General features: G+C 65.9%; 23 protein-coding genes. 17 read left to right on the top strand and 6 right to left on the bottom strand.

The annotated features are described in order from the left end of the window. The first annotated feature begins 32 nt into the window (after positions 1 to 32). Positions 33 to 665 carry a nucleoside triphosphate hydrolase gene (locus C7I84_RS20855; protein ID WP_106774153.1) on the top strand — a complete coding sequence of 211 codons (633 nt, stop codon included), beginning with the start codon at positions 33 to 35 and terminating at the stop codon, positions 663 to 665. Positions 666 to 758: 93 nt separating this feature from the next. On the opposite strand, the gene C7I84_RS20850 is transcribed toward C7I84_RS20855, so the two are convergent. The 3 genes from C7I84_RS20850 to C7I84_RS20840 all read right to left on the bottom strand — a co-directional run bounded on the left by C7I84_RS20850 (position 759) and on the right by C7I84_RS20840 (position 3020). Beyond that, entirely contained in the window at positions 759 to 1463 is a 705-nt protein-coding gene (locus C7I84_RS20850) for a glutathione S-transferase N-terminal domain-containing protein (RefSeq protein ID WP_106774152.1), read from the bottom strand. 92 nt (positions 1464 to 1555) lie between these two features. Then, positions 1556 to 2767 carry a beta-ketoacyl-[acyl-carrier-protein] synthase family protein gene (locus C7I84_RS20845; protein ID WP_106774151.1) on the bottom strand — a complete coding sequence of 404 codons (1212 nt, stop codon included), beginning with the start codon at positions 2765 to 2767 and terminating at the stop codon, positions 1556 to 1558. A gap of 1 nt (position 2768) precedes the next feature. Then, positions 2769 to 3020, bottom strand: a complete 252-nt coding sequence (locus C7I84_RS20840) for an acyl carrier protein (protein ID WP_106774150.1) — start codon at positions 3018 to 3020, stop codon at positions 2769 to 2771. 200 nt (positions 3021 to 3220) lie between these two features. Here C7I84_RS20840 and C7I84_RS20835 point away from each other — a divergent pair, with 200 nt between their 5' ends. The 4 genes from C7I84_RS20835 to C7I84_RS20820 are packed head-to-tail and all read left to right on the top strand — an operon-like array spanning position 3221 to position 4981. Further along, positions 3221 to 4072: an urease accessory protein UreD gene (locus C7I84_RS20835; RefSeq protein WP_106774149.1), complete on the top strand. Its 852-nt coding sequence runs from the start codon at positions 3221 to 3223 to the stop codon at positions 4070 to 4072. Positions 4073 to 4087: 15 nt separating this feature from the next. Beyond that, positions 4088 to 4390, top strand: coding sequence for an urease subunit gamma (locus C7I84_RS20830; protein ID WP_106774148.1), 303 nt, complete (start codon positions 4088 to 4090; stop codon positions 4388 to 4390). Positions 4391 to 4400: 10 nt separating this feature from the next. Continuing rightward, positions 4401 to 4658 (top strand): DUF1272 domain-containing protein, encoded by a 258-nt coding sequence (locus C7I84_RS20825; protein ID WP_106774242.1) that lies wholly within the window; start codon positions 4401 to 4403, stop codon positions 4656 to 4658. A 17-nt stretch (positions 4659 to 4675) separates the two neighbouring features. Next, positions 4676 to 4981 carry an urease subunit beta gene (locus tag C7I84_RS20820; protein ID WP_106774147.1) on the top strand — a complete coding sequence of 102 codons (306 nt, stop codon included), beginning with the start codon at positions 4676 to 4678 and terminating at the stop codon, positions 4979 to 4981. A gap of 29 nt (positions 4982 to 5010) precedes the next feature. Here C7I84_RS20820 and C7I84_RS20815 read toward each other — a convergent pair whose 3' ends face one another. Then, entirely contained in the window at positions 5011 to 5505 is a 495-nt protein-coding gene (locus C7I84_RS20815; protein ID WP_106774146.1) for a hypothetical protein, read from the bottom strand. A gap of 158 nt (positions 5506 to 5663) precedes the next feature. After that, positions 5664 to 6035, bottom strand: coding sequence for a hypothetical protein (locus C7I84_RS20810; RefSeq protein WP_165816161.1), 372 nt, complete (start codon positions 6033 to 6035; stop codon positions 5664 to 5666). A 295-nt stretch (positions 6036 to 6330) separates the two neighbouring features. Here C7I84_RS20810 and C7I84_RS20805 point away from each other — a divergent pair, with 295 nt between their 5' ends. The 11 genes from C7I84_RS20805 to C7I84_RS20760 all read left to right on the top strand — a co-directional run bounded on the left by C7I84_RS20805 (position 6331) and on the right by C7I84_RS20760 (position 13627). After that, a complete protein-coding gene (locus C7I84_RS20805; protein WP_106774145.1) occupies positions 6331 to 6615 on the top strand; it encodes an AbrB/MazE/SpoVT family DNA-binding domain-containing protein in 285 nt (94 codons plus the stop codon). Continuing rightward, entirely contained in the window at positions 6612 to 6980 is a 369-nt protein-coding gene (locus tag C7I84_RS20800; RefSeq protein ID WP_106774144.1) for a type II toxin-antitoxin system VapC family toxin, read from the top strand. The genes C7I84_RS20805 and C7I84_RS20800 overlap by 4 nt, the downstream gene beginning before the upstream one ends. 3 nt (positions 6981 to 6983) lie before the next feature. Beyond that, positions 6984 to 8696 carry an urease subunit alpha gene (gene ureC, locus C7I84_RS20795; protein ID WP_106774143.1) on the top strand — a complete coding sequence of 571 codons (1713 nt, stop codon included), beginning with the start codon at positions 6984 to 6986 and terminating at the stop codon, positions 8694 to 8696. A 226-nt stretch (positions 8697 to 8922) separates the two neighbouring features. Beyond that, on the top strand, positions 8923 to 9384 hold the full coding sequence (locus C7I84_RS20790; protein WP_106774142.1) for a DUF29 domain-containing protein: 462 nt from the start codon (positions 8923 to 8925) through the stop codon (positions 9382 to 9384). Positions 9385 to 9512: 128 nt separating this feature from the next. Next, entirely contained in the window at positions 9513 to 9635 is a 123-nt protein-coding gene (locus C7I84_RS30665) for a DUF29 domain-containing protein (RefSeq protein ID WP_165816160.1), read from the top strand. Beyond that, the gene (locus C7I84_RS20785) at positions 9635 to 10231 is read left to right on the top strand and encodes a hypothetical protein (RefSeq protein WP_106774141.1); all 597 of its coding nucleotides are present in this window, start codon (positions 9635 to 9637) and stop codon (positions 10229 to 10231) included. Before C7I84_RS30665 ends, C7I84_RS20785 begins: the two co-directional genes overlap by 1 nt. Continuing rightward, positions 10228 to 10860, top strand: coding sequence for a glutathione S-transferase family protein (locus C7I84_RS20780; protein ID WP_245428527.1), 633 nt, complete (start codon positions 10228 to 10230; stop codon positions 10858 to 10860). Before C7I84_RS20785 ends, C7I84_RS20780 begins: the two co-directional genes overlap by 4 nt. Then, complete coding sequence (locus tag C7I84_RS20775) at positions 10857 to 11456, top strand: urease accessory protein UreE (protein ID WP_106774139.1); 600 nt, start codon at positions 10857 to 10859, stop codon at positions 11454 to 11456. Before C7I84_RS20780 ends, C7I84_RS20775 begins: the two co-directional genes overlap by 4 nt. Then, complete coding sequence (locus C7I84_RS20770; RefSeq protein WP_106774240.1) at positions 11431 to 12117, top strand: urease accessory protein UreF; 687 nt, start codon at positions 11431 to 11433, stop codon at positions 12115 to 12117. The genes C7I84_RS20775 and C7I84_RS20770 overlap by 26 nt, the downstream gene beginning before the upstream one ends. Before the next feature lie 37 nt (positions 12118 to 12154). Further along, the gene (ureG, locus tag C7I84_RS20765; RefSeq protein WP_106774138.1) at positions 12155 to 12784 is read left to right on the top strand and encodes an urease accessory protein UreG; all 630 of its coding nucleotides are present in this window, start codon (positions 12155 to 12157) and stop codon (positions 12782 to 12784) included. 75 nt (positions 12785 to 12859) lie between these two features. Beyond that, positions 12860 to 13627 carry a class II aldolase and adducin N-terminal domain-containing protein gene (locus tag C7I84_RS20760; RefSeq protein ID WP_106774137.1) on the top strand — a complete coding sequence of 256 codons (768 nt, stop codon included), beginning with the start codon at positions 12860 to 12862 and terminating at the stop codon, positions 13625 to 13627. Between the two features lie 51 nt (positions 13628 to 13678). On the opposite strand, the gene C7I84_RS20755 is transcribed toward C7I84_RS20760, so the two are convergent. Next, positions 13679 to 14317 (bottom strand): HAD family hydrolase, encoded by a 639-nt coding sequence (locus C7I84_RS20755; RefSeq protein WP_106774136.1) that lies wholly within the window; start codon positions 14315 to 14317, stop codon positions 13679 to 13681. 182 nt (positions 14318 to 14499) lie between these two features. On the opposite strand from C7I84_RS20755, the gene C7I84_RS20750 reads away from it, so the two are divergent. Continuing rightward, positions 14500 to 15456: a sugar-binding transcriptional regulator gene (locus C7I84_RS20750; RefSeq protein WP_106774135.1), complete on the top strand. Its 957-nt coding sequence runs from the start codon at positions 14500 to 14502 to the stop codon at positions 15454 to 15456. Positions 15457 to 15516 lie beyond the last annotated feature (60 nt).

The raw sequence follows: 15516 nt of genomic DNA, 5'->3' as shown, positions 1-15516 counted from the left end.
CCGGCGGGGTCGCTTGTTCCGGGAGGGATCGCATGTCGGAGATCGCAACGCTTGCCGCGACCATTTTCAAGCGCGCCGGCGGGCAGTCGCGGTTCGTGGTGGCGCTGGCGGGCCCGCCCGGCGCCGGCAAGTCGACGCTGGCGGAAAATCTCCTCGGCCTGTTCCCGCAAGGCAGCGCCGCCGTGGTGCCGATGGACGGCTTTCATTTCGACGATGTCGTACTGGAGGCGCGCGGGCTGCGCGCCCGCAAGGGGTCGCCGGAAACCTTCGACTTCCATGGCTTCGAGGCCCTGCTCAGGCGCATCCGGGCGAACGAATCGGAGATCGCCATTCCGGTCTTCGATCGCACGGTCGAGCTGTCGCGCGCCGGCGCGGCGATCGTCGGCCGCGAGGTCAAGTTCATCCTGGTCGAGGGTAACTATCTGCTGCTCGACGAGCAGCCGTGGAACCGGCTGGGCACATTGTTCGACCTGTCGGTCTATATCGACGTTCCGCGCGAGGAGCTCGAACGCCGCCTGGTGCAGCGCTGGGACGGCCACGGCAAGACGCCGCAGGAGGCGCGCGCCTGGATCGAGTCCAACGACATGCCCAACATCGACCGCGTGCTGGCGCGGCAGCGGCCGGCCGATCTCGTTCTCCGATCCGAGGCCGGTCGCTCGGAATGAGCCCAAAAACCGTGCCGACGCGGACTTAAACGCTGCGCTTCAACCGGTTTTTGGGCGGGATTGTCCTGAAATCGGGTCCATTTCGGACGTTTTTCAGGGGCGCGGTGGGATGTTCAGGCCGCGCTGGCTGGCGGGGCGCTCCAGACCCTTGTCCAGCCAGCGGTTGACGTTGGGCAGGCTGTCGAGCCCGACCAGTTGGCTGGCTTCGTAAAACACCTTCAAGGTCCGCACCCAGCCGAGCATGGAGATGTCGGCGATGGTGTAGTCGTCGTCCATGATCCATTGCCGGCCGTTGAGGCGCGTCTCCAGCACGCCGAGCAGCCGCTTTGATTCGTTGGCATAGCGTTCCAGCGGCCGCTTGTCGGCGATCTCCTTGCCGGCGAATTTGTGGAAGAAGCCGAGCTGGCCGAACATCGGACCGATGCCGCCCATCTGGAAGAACACCCACTGGACGGTCTCGTAGCGGCGGGCGGGATCGGCGGGCAGCAGCTTGCCGGTCTTCTCGGCGAGATAGAGCAGGATCGCGCCGGATTCGAACAGGCCGAGCGGCTTTCCGCCGGGACCGTCCGGGTCGACGATCGCCGGGATCTTGCCGTTCGGGTTGAGCGACAGGAACTCGGGCGTCCAGCTCTCGTCCTTGCCGATGTTGACGAGATGCGCCTCGTAGGGGAGTCCGATCTCCTCCAGCGCGAAGGAGACCTTCACGCCATTGGGCGTCGGGAAGGAGTAGAGCTGCAGCCGGTCGGGATGCTGGGCGGGCCAGCGGCTGGCGATCGGGAAGGCGGAGAGATCGGTCATGGGAGCTCCGGAGAATGGTGGCGGTGACGGGGCGGGCGTCTGCCGGAAGGTAGGTGCTGGCGGGCGAGGTGTCGACCTGGCCGCCGACTTCGTCAAGCGGCCTTGAAGGCGACCACCGCGTTGGTACCGCCGAAGGCGAAGCCGTTGCTGATCGCGGCCCGCACCTTGCGCTCGCGCGCCACGTTCGGCGTCACGTCGAGGTCGCAGTCCGGATCCCTTTCGGTGAAGTTCGCGGTGGGCGGGATGATGCCCTCGCGGATCGCCATGATGCAGGCGATCATTTCGAGCGCCCCGGACGCGCCCATGCAGTGGGCATGCATGGATTTGGTCGAGGATACCGACAGGCGATCGGCATGTGCCCCGAAAACGCGCCGGATCGCCTGCGTCTCGATCTGGTCGTTGGCCTTGGTCCCGGTGCCGTGGGCGTTGACGTAGTCGATGTCCTCCGGCGCGAGCCCGGCATCGGCGAGGCAGGCCCGCATCGCCGCCGCCGGCCCTTCGATCGTGGGAGCGACGATGTCGCTGGCGTCGCCCGACATGCCGGCGCCGGCGAGTTCGGCCAGAATCGGTGCGCCGCGTGCCCTGGCGTGCTCGTATGTCTCCAGCACCGCCATGCCCGCGCCTTCGCCGATGACGAGGCCGTCGCGATCGGCCGAGAACGGCCTGCAGGTGTCGCGCGCCAACGCCCGCAGCGCCTCCCAGCCCTTCAGCACGCCGAACACCAGCGGTGCGTCCGTGCCGCCCGCCAGCATCACGTCGGCACGGCCGAGGCGCAACTGATCGGCCGCCGCCGACAAGGCATGGTTGGAGGAAGCGCAGGCCGAGGTTACGCCGAACACCGGTCCGCGCAGCCGGTAGGCCATGCTGATCTGCCCCGCGGGGGCGCCCGGCATTGCCTTGGGCACGCTGAAGATACCGACCCGGGGGCGGTTTTCGATATGGACCTGGTAATACGCCTCATCGACGGTGGTCGCGCCGTATATACCGGTGCCGACCACGGCTCCGGCCCGAAATTCCTGCGCCTCGTCGATCTCGATCCCCGCGGCGCGGATGGCCTCGCCGGCCGCGATGGCGGCAAGCAGGCTGAAGCGGTCCATGGTGGCCACCTGCTTGCGATCGAGCCGGTGTTCCGGCAGCTCCTTGATCTCCGCGCCGATATTGCCCTTGAGGTTTCCGAGCGCGATCGTCGTGATCGGCCCGATGCCGGCACGGCCTTCACGCATGGCGTCGCATATCGCCGGCACGTCGGGGCCGAGCGCGCAGAGACCGCCTATGCCGGTGATGACGACACGCTGGCGCGACATGTCAGCCTTTTTTTGCAATGAGGACGCGGACCGCGTCGACGATGTCGCCGACGTCGGACAGCTTGCTCCAGGCCTCGGCCGTATTCATCTCGATCTCGATCCCGTATGCCTCCTCGAGGTCGAAGATGATCTCCGTCAGCTCGAGCGAATGGATACCAAGCTCGCTCAGCTCGGTTTCCGGCGTGATCGCGCCGATCCCGGGATCCGCATGGACCTTGATCTTGCCTATAATATCCTGGGCGAGTTGATCCATCGAACCTTCCTAGTCTTGCGCGCTCTTCTTTTGGGCGCTGCTTGTGCCTGAGTGCCCCCGCATTGTTGCGGCGACGACAATTCACTCCCTGAAACGCAGGAAATTCTATCCTGTATAAAAACCGTCCGCTACCAACGCAACACGCAACGCCGCATATTGCCATCTCGACATCGGCGCCAGCCCGCTTAAGCTCGCTGGCTATGGATTTTGCAGGTTCATCGGAGCGGACGACGGCCGAGCGGCTGGCGTCGCAGCGCGTTTCGGCCCGCGGCGCGCTCGCGGTTGCTCGTCGCCACGGGCGCACTCGCCTGGACCGCCTTTTCCAGGAAGGAGCCGCCAAGATACGCATGCCGCGTTCGGACGGCGAGCCGCTCGAGGCGATCCTGATCAACACGGCCGGCGGCATGACCGGCGGGGACCGGCTCGCCTGGGAGATCGATGCCGGTGCCGACACCTCCGTCATGGTGACGACGCAGGCATCCGAGAAGGTTTACCGGGCGGCGTCGGGGCAGGCGGAGATGGCGATTCGGCTGTCGGCGGAGGAGAACGGAAGGCTGGCCTGGCTGCCGCAGGAGACCATCCTGTTCGACCGCGCCGCTTTCTCGCGCCGGCTCGATGTCGAACTTGCCGCGGGAGCGCAGGCGCTGATCGCCGAGGCGACGGTGTTCGGCCGGGGCGCCATGGGCGAGCGCGTCGAGCGCGGGATTTTTCGCGACCGCTGGCATGTCGTCCAGGCGGGCCGTCTCGTCCATGCCGAAGCATTCGCCGCCGGGCCGGATTTCCACACCACGCTCGGCAAGCGTGCGGTGCTGGCCGGGGCGGCGGCGATGGCGACGGTGCTGCTCGTCGCGCCCGACACCGATGCCTGGCTGGACAAGGTGCGCGATATCGTCGGCGAGCGCGGCGGCGCCAGCGCCTGGAGCGTCGGCGGGACTGGCAAGCTTCTTGCGAGATTGTACGATGACGATGGCTACAGCCTGAGAAAGCGGCTGGTGCCGCTGCTCGGCCTGCTCAATGGACGGGCAGACATGCCCAAATGCTGGTCACTCTAGAGGACTGTCGAACGCATGAATCTCACGCCTCGCGAAAAGGACAAGCTGCTGATCGCCATGGCGGCGATCGTCGCCCGCAAGCGGCTGGAGCGCGGCGTCAAGCTCAACCATCCCGAGGCGATCGCGCTGATCACCGATTTCGTCGTCGAGGGCGCGCGCGACGGCCGCCCGGTGGCCGAGCTGATGGAAGCAGGCGCGCATGTGATCACCCGCGAGCAGGTGATGGAGGGCATCGCCGAGATGATCCATGACGTGCAGGTCGAAGCGACGTTCCCGGACGGAACGAAGCTGGTCACCGTGCATGAGCCGATACGGTAGGGAGGTTATGATGCTCGGACTGCGTCCCAACTGCGAGTGCTGCGACCGCGACCTGCCGCCGGATTCGCCGGACGCGCGCATCTGCACCTTCGAATGCACTTTTTGTGTCGATTGCGCGGATGATGTGCTGGGTGGCGTATGTCCCAACTGCGGCGGCAATTTTTCCGCCAGGCCGATCCGCCCGGCGAAGATGCTGGCCAAATATCCGGCGTCGACGAAGCGCGTGCTCAAGGCCGAGGGCTGTCCGCCCGCGGCGAGAGCGGCCTGAGCGGCGAAGGAGGTTCCATGATCCCCGGAGAAGTGATCACCGCGCCCGGCGACATCGAGCTGAACAGGGGCGCGGAAACTGTCACGCTGAAAGTCGCCAACGCCGGCGACCGGCCGATCCAGGTCGGCAGCCATTATCATTTCTTCGAGACCAACGGCGCGCTGCGCTTCGACCGGGAGAAGGCGCGGGGCATGCGGCTCGACATTGCCGCCGGCACCGCCGTGCGTTTCGAGCCCGGGCAGGAGCGCGACGTCACGCTGGTGCCGCTCGGCGGCAAGCGCGAGGTCTACGGCTTCCAGCAGAAGGTGATGGGGAAACTGTGAGGGTGCCGCCGCTGGCCGATTCGGCGTACTCAGCCGCCCGCCGGCTTGGCCGCCGCGTAGATCACCACGCCGGCATCCTTGAATTCGACGGCGAGGATGTCGCGGATCAGGATCTGCCGCGAGTCGATCGCATGATAGAGCATGGCGTTGCCTTCCAGCTCCTGCCGGAGTTCTCCGATCTCGTCCTTGTGCTCTTCCACCTTGGCGGCGATCTCGTCGGGAGGACCGCCTTCGGTGACGGCGGCGTCGGGCAGGAACACGATGTTGACGGCATCGAGCGTCGTGGCCTTTCGGACCGTCGCGATGTTTTCGGCGGTCTTGTCGATGGCCTTGATCACCGCATCGGTCTGGGCGGCGGCGGGCGTCTGCTCCTCATGCACCTCGGTGCCGACGATGGTATCGATCGCCTTGGGATCCTGCAGACCTTGCGCCATCGGCGCCGTCTGCGGCGCGAACGCCGCCAGGAAGGCTGCGGCCGCGACAGCATGCAGCCATTTGCTGTCCGGCAGGATGGTCGTCGTCATCGCTCGTTCCTTGTGGTTGCGCAGGCCAAAGGGGGACAACGGCAACTCCGCGGCCGGGGTTCCCGGCATGCGGCTGTTTGTCTGAGGCTGCTTGCCGGCGCCGAGTTAAGGACCGGCGCCGGCGAAGGAAAGGGACTGGCAAGGCCCGCCGCGAGCGGTCAGCCGGCCTTCTTGGTCACGAGCGTCAGCGCCCCCTCGCGGCTAACGCTTGCCGCGATGACATGCGCCGAGGTCAGCCCCTTTGCGTCCAGCGCCGACTTGAGCTCGGGATTGGCGTCGATCGTGCTGCGCAATTGCTTGAGCTCGGCGTCGCCGCCTTGAGCCACCACGTCGTTGACCTGCTTCTGCGTGGCTTCGGGCAGTTCGGTCATGTCGACGATGTTGACGCTGCGGATCGTCGGGGCGGTGGCCGGGGCTTCGGGCGCTGTCGCCGGTGCCTGGGCGGGCGGCTGCGTGGCCGGCGCTTGTGCGTTGGCGGCCATGGCGAAGGCGAGCGTGGTGCCCGCCGCCAGGATCGTGATCATGCGCATGGATTTTTCCTTCCATCGGTTGGCAGACGATCATGCTGGGGCGCGACCGCCACCCCATACGCCGAATCGGGTGAGAACCTGCCGCCGATGGGGTCGTTCCGTGGTTATTTCGTGTCGGAAATGAGGAGTGCCGCGGCCCCGCGGGCGCCCGGCCGGCCGCTGTTTGCGAGGCGTCGACCCCGACGCCTTCACGCCCACGAAATTCGACGGGAGAAGCCGGTGAGCGAAGATTCGCCGGGATTGCTTTCAGCCATAGCTCGCCTTACTTTCTGAGTTAGAAGTAAGGAGCTGCAAGATGCCGATAGCGTCCGCCAAGGTAACATCAAAGGGCCAGATCACCCTCCCGGCCAAACTGCGCGACCAGCTTGGAATCAAGCCGGGCGACCGGCTGGATTTCGAGCGGAACCGCGACGGCAAGGTGGAGCTGGTCGCGCGAACGGAACGCTTTGAAGATCTGCGAGGTGTGCTTCCCTATGACGGCCCTCCGCTGACGAACGAAGACATCGTCGAGATGGTGCGCCAAGCTCGGGCTGAAATGGGCCAGCGCGTCCTTGATGGGCTGAAGCGTTCCGGCAAGTGATCGGCCTTGACACCAACGTCCTCGTCGCCTGGCTCGTGCAGGGGCAAAGGCGCATTGTCCTTCCTTCAACGCAGTATCGCGTAAGCCATGTCGCCTTGCTGGAACTCGAATGGGTGCTTTCGAATAAGTTTGGCTATCCTAAGGATACAGTGGTCGCCATGCTGAGGCGTCTTGTTGCCGTGTCTAACATAGAGCTGGACCGGCCCGAAGTCGTTATGGCCGTTTTGGATGACCATGAACTGGGCGGAGCCGACTTTGGCGACTTTTTGATCGCTCGCGACAACTTGGCCGCAGGCTGCACGTCCACCCTGACGCTCGACGCAAAAGCCGCGCGCAAGACCGGATTCACACTCGCACGGAGTTGACAGATGCCTGCAAGACTCTCCCGCTCCGCCTATGCCCGCATGTTCGGCCCGACTGTGGGCGACAAGGTGCGACTGGCCGACACCGAGCTGTTCATCGAGGTCGAGAAGGATCTTTGCACCTATGGCGAGGAGGTGAAGTTCGGCGGCGGCAAGGTCATCCGCGACGGCATGGGTCAGAGCCAGGTGGCGCGCGCCGACGGGGCGGTCGACACCGTCATCACCAACGCGCTGATCATCGATCACACCGGCATCTACAAGGCCGATATCGGGCTGAAGGACGGCCGCATCCATGCCATCGGCAAGGCTGGCAATCCGGATACGCAGCCCGGCGTAACCATCGTCATCGGGCCGGGCACGGAAGCGATCGCCGGCGAGGGGCGGATACTCACCGCCGGCGGCTTCGACGCCCACATCCACTTCATCTGCCCGCAGCAGATCGAGGAGGCGCTGATGGCGGGGGTGACCACCATGCTGGGCGGCGGCACCGGTCCGGCGCACGGCACGCTGGCGACCACCTGCACGCCCGGCCCGTGGCACCTGGCGCGCATGATCCAGTCCTTCGACGCCTTTCCGATGAATATCGGCCTCTCGGCCAAGGGCAACGCCTCGCTGCCGAAAGCGCTGGAGGAGATGATTTTGGGCGGCGCCTGCGCGTTGAAGCTGCACGAGGACTGGGGCACGACGCCCGCGGCGATCGACTGCTGCCTGTCAGTGGCGGATCAGTATGACGTGCAGGTGATGATCCACACCGACACGCTCAACGAGAGCGGCTTCGTCGAGGACACGGTCAACGCCATCAAGGGGCGTACTATCCACGCCTTCCACACCGAGGGCGCCGGCGGCGGTCATGCGCCGGACATCATCAAGGTGTGTGGTCTGCCCAATGTCATCCCGTCGTCGACGAATCCGACGCGGCCCTACACCCGAAACACCATCGCCGAGCATCTCGACATGCTGATGGTCTGCCATCACCTGTCGCCGTCGATCCCCGAGGACATCGCCTTCGCCGAGAGCCGCATCCGCAAGGAGACCATCGCCGCCGAGGACATCCTGCACGACATCGGCGCCTTCTCGATCATCTCCTCCGACAGTCAGGCGATGGGCCGCATCGGTGAGGTGTTGATCCGCACCTGGCAGACCGCCGACAAGATGAAGCGCCAGCGCGGGCGGCTGCAGGAGGAGAGCGGCGACAACGACAATTTCCGGGTGCGCCGCTACATCGCCAAATACACGATCAACCCGGCCATCGCCCATGGCCTGTCGCGGGAAATCGGCTCGATCGAGGTCGGCAAGCGCGCCGACCTGGTCCTGTGGGACCCGGCCTTCTTCGGCGTCAAGCCGTCGATGGTGCTGCTCGGCGGCATGATCGCGGCGGCCCCCATGGGCGACCCCAACGCCTCGATCCCGACACCGCAGCCGGTGCACTACCGGCCGATGTTTGGCGGCTACGGCAAGGCGATCCACAATTCCTCCGTCACCTTCGTGTCGCGGGCGGCGCTCGATGCCGGGCTGCGGGAAAGGTTGGGCGTCGACAAGGCCATGGTCGCGGTGGAGAACACGCGCGACGGTATAGGCAAGCGCTCGATGGTTTTGAACGACGCCACCCCGCATGTCGAGGTCGACCCGGAGACCTATGAAGTGCGCGCCGACGGCGAGCTGCTCACCTGCGAGCCGGCGACCGTGCTGCCGATGGCGCAGCGGTATTTTCTGTTCTGAAATTACTTTTTTCCGCTTCAGCGGCGGCGAAGGGGGGTCGCGGTTACCCGAGATGGAGAAAAGACCCAACTTAATGGCTGGATCTATTGGGAGGTACTGACGCCGGGAGCGACGCGCTGGAAGCCGATTAGGTCCCTGCGGAAGCGTTAACCTGCCATCTGCTCATCGCGCGAGCTTAGATATGCCGCCACTTTGACGAATATCCAAATGAGTGCATGATGCGCCCATGAACCGGATCGACCCCAGCCCGCCACTTGTGGTCTACGAAGATGATTTTGCGCTCTGGTGCGCCCAGCAAGGCGCACTTTTGCGCGCCGGGCGCACGTCGTCGCTCGATCGTGAAAACCTTGCCGAGGAGATCGAGAGCTTGGGGAGGAGCCAGGAAGACGAGATCGAGAGCAGATTGAATGTGCTCGTCATGCATCTGCTGAAATGGTGCTATCAGCCCCAAAAATGCACGCCGAGCTGGCGCGCAACGATTATCGAGCAGCGTATGCGGATATCAAAACGGCTGAAGGCAAGCCCGAGCCTTAGGAATTATCCGGCAACTGTCCTTGATGAAGAATATGTCACCGCCCGCCTGCGCGCGGCAGGCGAGACCGGCCTTTCAGAGGTGATTTTCCCTGAGGGATGTCCTTTCACCATTGAGGAAATTCTCGACCCGGCTTTCTTCCCCGAAGGGCGGTAACTTGCCAAAGTCTGAGCCGAAGCCAGAGACCTCGCTCTACGAGCGCGATTCTATATTTGGACGCTGGAGCAGCGCGAGAAACTTCGCGCTCGCGTCCTCGGCATAAATGGGCTCGGGAGAGGGTCGCGATGGAGACAGGATTGCCTTCATCGGCCTTTCCGGAAAAAGTCCCGTTTTCCGTGGCGGAAGTGCTGAATTTCCGCTTCATGCCGGGGCGGCCCTGGTCGCCCGATGAATTGCGTGGCGATTGATGGTTTCCGAACAGACCGCCACCACAGCGGAGGTCTTCCCTCACATCCGCATCGTCATGGGCATGGTGATCGGTCTCGGTGTGACGCGGCTGCTGTCGGGCGTGGCGCGTATCGTCCAGCATCCGAAGCAGTATCCGCTCTATTCCGTGCATCTCGCCTGGGTGGCCTCTGTGCTGCTCATGCTCGCGCATTTCTGGTGGTGGCAGTTCGGCCTCTACGCCATCCCGGCCTGGACCTTCGGCGTCTATCTCTTCATCCTCGGCTATGCCGTCGTCCTGTTCCTGCTATGCGCGTTCCTCTTCCCCGACAGCATGCACGACTATCTCGGCTACGAGGATTATTTCCTGTCGAAGCGGGCCTGGTTCTTCGGCCTGCTGGCCGTCACCTTCCTGCTCGACGTCATCGACACGCTGCTCAAGGGCGAGGCGCATTTCGCCCGGTTCGGCAACGAATATCTTGTGCGCACCCCGTTGCTTGTGGCCTTGTGCATCGCGGCGATCGCGACGGACAACCGGACCTTTCACCGAGCCTTCGTGGCTTTCGCGCTGATCTATCAGGTTTCATGGATATGGCGGCTCTTCGACACGATACATTGACGGCCTCCGGTAGCCGGGACGGCGCCTACAAGGCCGTCGGCTTTCGCGGCTCGCGGGTTTCGCGCGTGCTGTGGATGCTGGAGGAGCTCCAAGTGCCCTATGAGTTCGTCGAAACGGAGCTGCGCTCCGACCGGCTCTACGCGCTCAACCCCTCCGGCAAGTGCCCGGTGCTGATCGACGGCGATCTCGTCGTCACCGATTCCGCGGCCATCTGCATCTATCTGGCCGACAAGCATGCGGAGAAGAACATGGGCGCGGCGCCGGGGCCGGCCGGCCGCGCCCAGATGGATTCCTGGATGCATTTCGCGCAGTCGGAACTCGAGGCGCCGCTGTGGAACAAGCTCCGGCACCACTACCTGCTGCCCGAGGACCTGAGGGTCGAGGTCGGGCCTGCGGCGGCCCACGATTTCGCCAGCGAGGTCAAGGCGCTCGACCGCCGGCTCGAAGGCCGGGAATACGCGCTGGGCGGCCGCTTCAGCGCCGTCGACGTGCTGGTTGGCGAGATCGGCGCCTGGGCGCGCAACGCCCGCTTCAGGATCGAATCGGACCGGGTCAACGCCTATCTCGACCGGGTGCTGTCGCGCCCGGCGCGGGCGCGGGCACAGGCCAATGGAGGCGCTTTCAAATGATGCGGGCAACGTCCGTCCTGCGGGCCGCAGCGGCCGGCGAATCGGCGCAGGGGAAGCCGATCGGCATGGCGATCCTCGCACATGACGAGCGCCACCTTCGTCGAAAGCTGATCGAGCTCGGGGGACAGGGTGGCCGGGTCATGGTCGATCTGCCGGAACCCGTGGCGCTCGGCGCCGGCGACCGGCTCGTTCTCGACGACGGCCGGCATGTCGGCATCGTCGCGGCCGACGAGGAGCTGTATGACGTGCGGGCGCACGACACCCGCCACCTTGCCGAGCTGGCCTGGCACATTGGCAACCGCCATCTCGCGGCCGCGGTCGAGGGCGGGCGCATCCTCATCCAGCGCGACCATGTGATCAGAGCGATGCTGGAAGGGCTCGGCGCCACGGTGACGGACGTCGTCGAGCCGTTCGAGCCGGTGCGCGGCGCCTATTCGGGCGGCCACGGCCATCACCACGATCATGGACACCATGACGCCCAGGATCACCCCGGGCATCATGGACCGCACAACCACAGCGACGATCATGCCCGCGGACATGATCACGGCTCGGACGACCACCATCATGGCGATGGACACCGTCACCGCCATGACTGACCGTCCTGCCGGCGCGCTGCTGCGCCTGATGGCTTGGCTGTCGCCGGCCTTTCCGGTCGGCTCGTTCAGCTACAGCCACGGGCTGGAGCGCGCCGTGCACGACGGTCTCGTCGCCGATGCCGAAAGCCTTCGCGATTGGCTGGAAACACTGCTTCAGTGCGGTTCGGGCTGGAACGACGCCGTGCTGTTCGCCGAGGCCTGGCGGCTCGCGCGCAAGGGCGGCGGTCTTCGCGATGCCGCCGATCTCGCGGCAGCCCTTTCCGGCTCGCGCGAGCGTCATATGGAGTCGACGCTGCAGGGTGCCGCTTTCCTCAAGGCCGCCGAGGCATGGCCTGTCGCGGGGCTGTCGGCCCTGCCCGAGGACTGCGCCTATTGCGTCGCGGTTGGAGCCCTCGCCGGCGCGCATGGCGTGCCGCTTGCCGACGCGCTCGGCGCCTTCCTGCAGGCCTTCGCCACCAATCTCGTACAGGCCGGCATACGCCTCGGCGTTACCGGGCAGCAGGGGGCGGTGGCGCTCATCGCCGGCCTGGAACCGACGGTTACGGAGGCCGCCGCCCGCGCGGCCGTCTCGTCGCTGGGCGATCTCGGCGCCTGCGCCATGATCTCGGACGTGGCGGCGATGCGGCACGAAACACAGTATTCACGGCTGTTCCGCTCGTGAGGACGGATGCTGGCGAGACCGACAAGGAGTTGATGAAATGAACGGACCTCTTCGTGTCGGCATCGGCGGACCGGTCGGCTCCGGCAAGACGACGCTGACGGAAAAGCTGTGCAAGGCGATGCACGCCGAATTCTCCATCGCCGTCGTCACCAACGACATCTACACCAAGGAGGATGCCATGATCCTGGCGCGGCTCCAGGCCCTGCCGGAAGAGCGCATCATGGGCGTCGAGACCGGCGGCTGCCCGCACACGGCGATCCGCGAGGATGCCTCGATCAACCTCGCGGCGATCGCCGAGATGAACAGGAAATTCCCGGACCTCGACGTGATCTTCATCGAGTCCGGCGGCGACAACCTGGCCGCCACCTTCTCGCCCGACCTCGCCGACCTGACCCTCTACGTCATCTCGGTCTGCCAGGGCGAGGAGATCCCGCGCAAGGGCGGCCCCGGCATCACCCGGTCCGATTTCCTCGTCATCAACAAGAGCGACCTTGCGCCTTACGTGAACGTCAACCTCGAAACCATGGAGCGCGACGCAGCAAAGATGCGTGGGCGGCGGCCGTTCGGCTTCACCGATCTGTCGCGTGGCAAGGGCGTGGCGGAGATCGTCGACTTCATCGTCGAGCAGGGCGGGTTGAGGCTGGCACAGCAGCGCAAAACCGCCTGACCCACGCTACCTCGGGCTGTTGCGGGGGCGCCCCTGTCGGTCCATGCTGCCGAAAAGCCGGAGAAGGAGCTGCACATGAGCATCGCCCACCTGCATCGGGAAAACCGCACCAATCTCCCCTTCTACGAGGAGCGGGTCGATCTCGCCGCCGCCTTTCGCTGGACGGCGCGGCTCAACATGCATGAGGCGGTGGCCAATCATTTTTCGCTTGCCGTAAACGACGACGGCACGCAGTTCCTGATGAATCCCAACCAGGTGCATTTTTCACGGGTCAAGGCGAGCGACCTGCTGCTGATCGACGCCAACGATCCGGAGACCATGAACCGGCCGGACGCGCCGGACCCTACCGCCTGGGGACTACACGGCTCGGTGCATCGCAACGTGCCGCATGCCCGCTGCGTCATGCATGTGCATTCGATCCACGCCACCGTGCTGGCCTCGCTGGCCGACTCGCTGCTGCCGCCGATCGACCAGAACTCGGCGATGTTCTTCAAGCGGCAGGTGGTGGACGAGCATTATGGCGGGCTGGCCTTCGAGGAGGAGGGCGAGCGCTGCTCGCAGCTCCTGTCGAATCCCAAGACCCAGATCATGATCATGGGCAACCACGGCATCCTCGTCATCGGCAACACGGTCGCCGAGGCGTTCAACCGCATGTTCTATTTCGAGCGCGCGGCGGAAACCTATATCAAGGCGCTGTGGACCGGCCGGCCCCTGCGCACCTTGTCCGACGCGGTCGCCGAAAAGGTCGCCGACGAGATGGACGACTATCCCGGCCAGGCCGACCGGCATCTGGCCGAGCTCAAGGCGATCCTCGACGAGCAGGAGCCGGTCTATCGGAACTGAGGCGCGTCAGGCTGCATGCCGCCCTCATGGGGGAGAGCGAGGAGCAGCCGACTAGCCGATGCCGAGATAGGCGCGCACGGCCTGCGGGCTGTCGGCGTTGAGCGCGCCGGGCGGCCCCGGCTGCGCCGGGAATTCCGGCCAGAAGATCGTCCGCATGCCGGCGGCCAGGCCTGCCTCGCTGCCCGGCCAGCTGTCCTCCATCACCGCGCAGTCGGCGGCGTCCAGGCCGGCAAGCCAGGCGGCGCGCAGGTAGGGTTCGGGATCGGGCTTGCCGCTGCGCACGTCGTTGCGCGAGACCGTGCGCATGCCGGCCTCGTGGATGCCGAGCGCCCGCAGATTGGCGTCGACGATGAGGCGGTCGGAATTGGAGACGACGCCCTGGACCACCCCGCGCGCCTTGAGTTCGCGAAAGATCTCGAGGGCACCCGGCCGCGGCTGCAGCCTGGGTGCATTGTCCAGGTAATGTGCGTATTTGCGCACGATCCATTGGTCGAACGGCAGATCGAGCCCGAACTCGTCGCGCAGCATCTCGTAGACCGGGTAGGCGGCGACGCCGAGCACGCGTTCGTGCAGGTCGGCCGGCGGCGTGATGCCGAGGGCCTTCAGCGCCACCACCAACGCCTCCTCATGCAGCGGCTCGCTGTCGATCAGCGTTCCGTCCATGTCCCAGAACACGGCCTTCGGGGTCATAAGCTCGATCCTCGTTCCCGTCCGTAATAGGACGTTTGCGGCCGGAGATAAACCCGCGGTCATCCAATCCGGCTTTCCTCGGCCGATGGGCAATTGTAAAGGGAACGGGCAATTGCCTTCAGACCGGATAATTGTCACACTCCGGCTGCCCGGCAACTGCCCGGACAGGGAGGAACTGGATCATGGCCGCCCGCCAGGACGCAGGCAGCGCACGGCTCGACGATGCGGCGCGGGCCGGGTGGCTCTACTATGTCGCCGGCAATACGCAGGACCAGATCGCGGCGAAGCTCGGGGTGTCCAGGCAGTCGGCGCAGCGGCTGGTGTCGCTCGCCATGGCGGAGGGGCTGGTCAAGGTCCGGGTCGATCATCCGATCGCCGCCTGCCTCGATCTCGCCGAGCGGCTGCGCAGCCGCTTCGCGCTGGACCTGGTCGAGGTGGTGCCGAGCGATCCAGCCTCCTCCTCGACGACGATCGGCATAGCCCAGGCAGCCGCCGCCGAGATCGAGCGGCGCCTCTCCTCGACCGAGCCGATCGTCATGGCGCTCGGCACCGGCCGCACGCTGAAGGCGGCGATCGAGCAGCTTCCGGCCATGGACTGCCCGCAGCACAAGATCGTGTCGCTCACCGGCAACATCGCGCCGGACGGCTCGGCCGCCTTCTACAACGTCGTCTTCACCATGGCCGACCGCATCAAGGCGCGCGCCTTCCCGATGCCTCTGCCGGTCATCGCCTCCTCGCCGGAGGAGCGCGAGATGCTGCTGGGGCAGCCGATGATCCAGCCGACCCTGGCGCTGGCCGCCGAGGCCGCCGTCACCTTCGTCGGCGTCGGCGACCTCGGGCCGCGGGCGCCGCTGTTCGTCGACGGCTTCATCAGCGAGGCGGAGCTGAAGGCGCTGCAGAAGGCCGGCGCGGTCGGCGAGATCGTCGGCTGGGCTTTCGACCGCGACGGCCGGCTGATCGAGGGCACCATCAACGACCGCGTCGCCTCGGCGCCGTTGCCGTCGCGCGAACGCTCGTTGGTGGTGGCGATCGCCATGGGCGAGAAGAAGCTGCCGGGCCTGCTCGCGGCGGTGACGCGCCGCCTGGTCAACGGGCTGATCACCGACGAGCGCACCGCCGAGGGGCTGCTTGCGGCGTGATGCCGGCGACCGCCGTGCCGTCCCTCATCCGCCTGCCGGCTCTTCTCCGCGTGATCCTTT

The sequence above is a fragment of the Kumtagia ephedrae genome (assembly GCF_003012745.1).
Lineage (GTDB): Bacteria > Pseudomonadota > Alphaproteobacteria > Rhizobiales > Rhizobiaceae > Kumtagia > Kumtagia ephedrae.
Note: the sequence above shows the minus strand (reverse complement) of the source record. Positions and strands in the feature narration are given on the sequence as shown.

What these genes read in the sequence shown, in the direction of transcription:
- C7I84_RS20755 (WP_106774136.1), bottom strand. Translation starts at nt 14,317, where the DNA reads ATGACCCCGAAGGCCGTGTTCTGGGACATGGACGGAACGCTGATCGAC.
- ureG (WP_106774138.1), top strand. Translation starts at nt 12,155, where the DNA reads ATGAACGGACCTCTTCGTGTCGGCATCGGCGGACCGGTCGGCTCCGGC.
- C7I84_RS20850 (WP_106774152.1), bottom strand. Translation starts at nt 1,463, where the DNA reads ATGACCGATCTCTCCGCCTTCCCGATCGCCAGCCGCTGGCCCGCCCAG.
- C7I84_RS20815 (WP_106774146.1), bottom strand. Translation starts at nt 5,505, where the DNA reads ATGACGACGACCATCCTGCCGGACAGCAAATGGCTGCATGCTGTCGCG.
- C7I84_RS20790 (WP_106774142.1), top strand. Translation starts at nt 8,923, where the DNA reads ATGAACCGGATCGACCCCAGCCCGCCACTTGTGGTCTACGAAGATGAT.
- C7I84_RS20760 (WP_106774137.1), top strand. Translation starts at nt 12,860, where the DNA reads ATGAGCATCGCCCACCTGCATCGGGAAAACCGCACCAATCTCCCCTTC.
- C7I84_RS20855 (WP_106774153.1), top strand. Translation starts at nt 33, where the DNA reads ATGTCGGAGATCGCAACGCTTGCCGCGACCATTTTCAAGCGCGCCGGC.
- C7I84_RS20805 (WP_106774145.1), top strand. Translation starts at nt 6,331, where the DNA reads ATGCCGATAGCGTCCGCCAAGGTAACATCAAAGGGCCAGATCACCCTC.
- C7I84_RS20830 (WP_106774148.1), top strand. Translation starts at nt 4,088, where the DNA reads ATGAATCTCACGCCTCGCGAAAAGGACAAGCTGCTGATCGCCATGGCG.
- C7I84_RS20785 (WP_106774141.1), top strand. Translation starts at nt 9,635, where the DNA reads ATGGTTTCCGAACAGACCGCCACCACAGCGGAGGTCTTCCCTCACATC.
- C7I84_RS20845 (WP_106774151.1), bottom strand. Translation starts at nt 2,767, where the DNA reads ATGTCGCGCCAGCGTGTCGTCATCACCGGCATAGGCGGTCTCTGCGCG.
- C7I84_RS20770 (WP_106774240.1), top strand. Translation starts at nt 11,431, where the DNA reads ATGGACACCGTCACCGCCATGACTGACCGTCCTGCCGGCGCGCTGCTG.
- C7I84_RS20750 (WP_106774135.1), top strand. Translation starts at nt 14,500, where the DNA reads ATGGCCGCCCGCCAGGACGCAGGCAGCGCACGGCTCGACGATGCGGCG.
- C7I84_RS20810 (WP_165816161.1), bottom strand. Translation starts at nt 6,035, where the DNA reads ATGCGCATGATCACGATCCTGGCGGCGGGCACCACGCTCGCCTTCGCC.
- C7I84_RS20775 (WP_106774139.1), top strand. Translation starts at nt 10,857, where the DNA reads ATGATGCGGGCAACGTCCGTCCTGCGGGCCGCAGCGGCCGGCGAATCG.
- C7I84_RS20820 (WP_106774147.1), top strand. Translation starts at nt 4,676, where the DNA reads ATGATCCCCGGAGAAGTGATCACCGCGCCCGGCGACATCGAGCTGAAC.
- C7I84_RS20835 (WP_106774149.1), top strand. Translation starts at nt 3,221, where the DNA reads ATGGATTTTGCAGGTTCATCGGAGCGGACGACGGCCGAGCGGCTGGCG.
- ureC (WP_106774143.1), top strand. Translation starts at nt 6,984, where the DNA reads ATGCCTGCAAGACTCTCCCGCTCCGCCTATGCCCGCATGTTCGGCCCG.
- C7I84_RS20840 (WP_106774150.1), bottom strand. Translation starts at nt 3,020, where the DNA reads ATGGATCAACTCGCCCAGGATATTATAGGCAAGATCAAGGTCCATGCG.
- C7I84_RS20825 (WP_106774242.1), top strand. Translation starts at nt 4,401, where the DNA reads ATGCTCGGACTGCGTCCCAACTGCGAGTGCTGCGACCGCGACCTGCCG.
- C7I84_RS30665 (WP_165816160.1), top strand. Translation starts at nt 9,513, where the DNA reads ATGGAGACAGGATTGCCTTCATCGGCCTTTCCGGAAAAAGTCCCGTTT.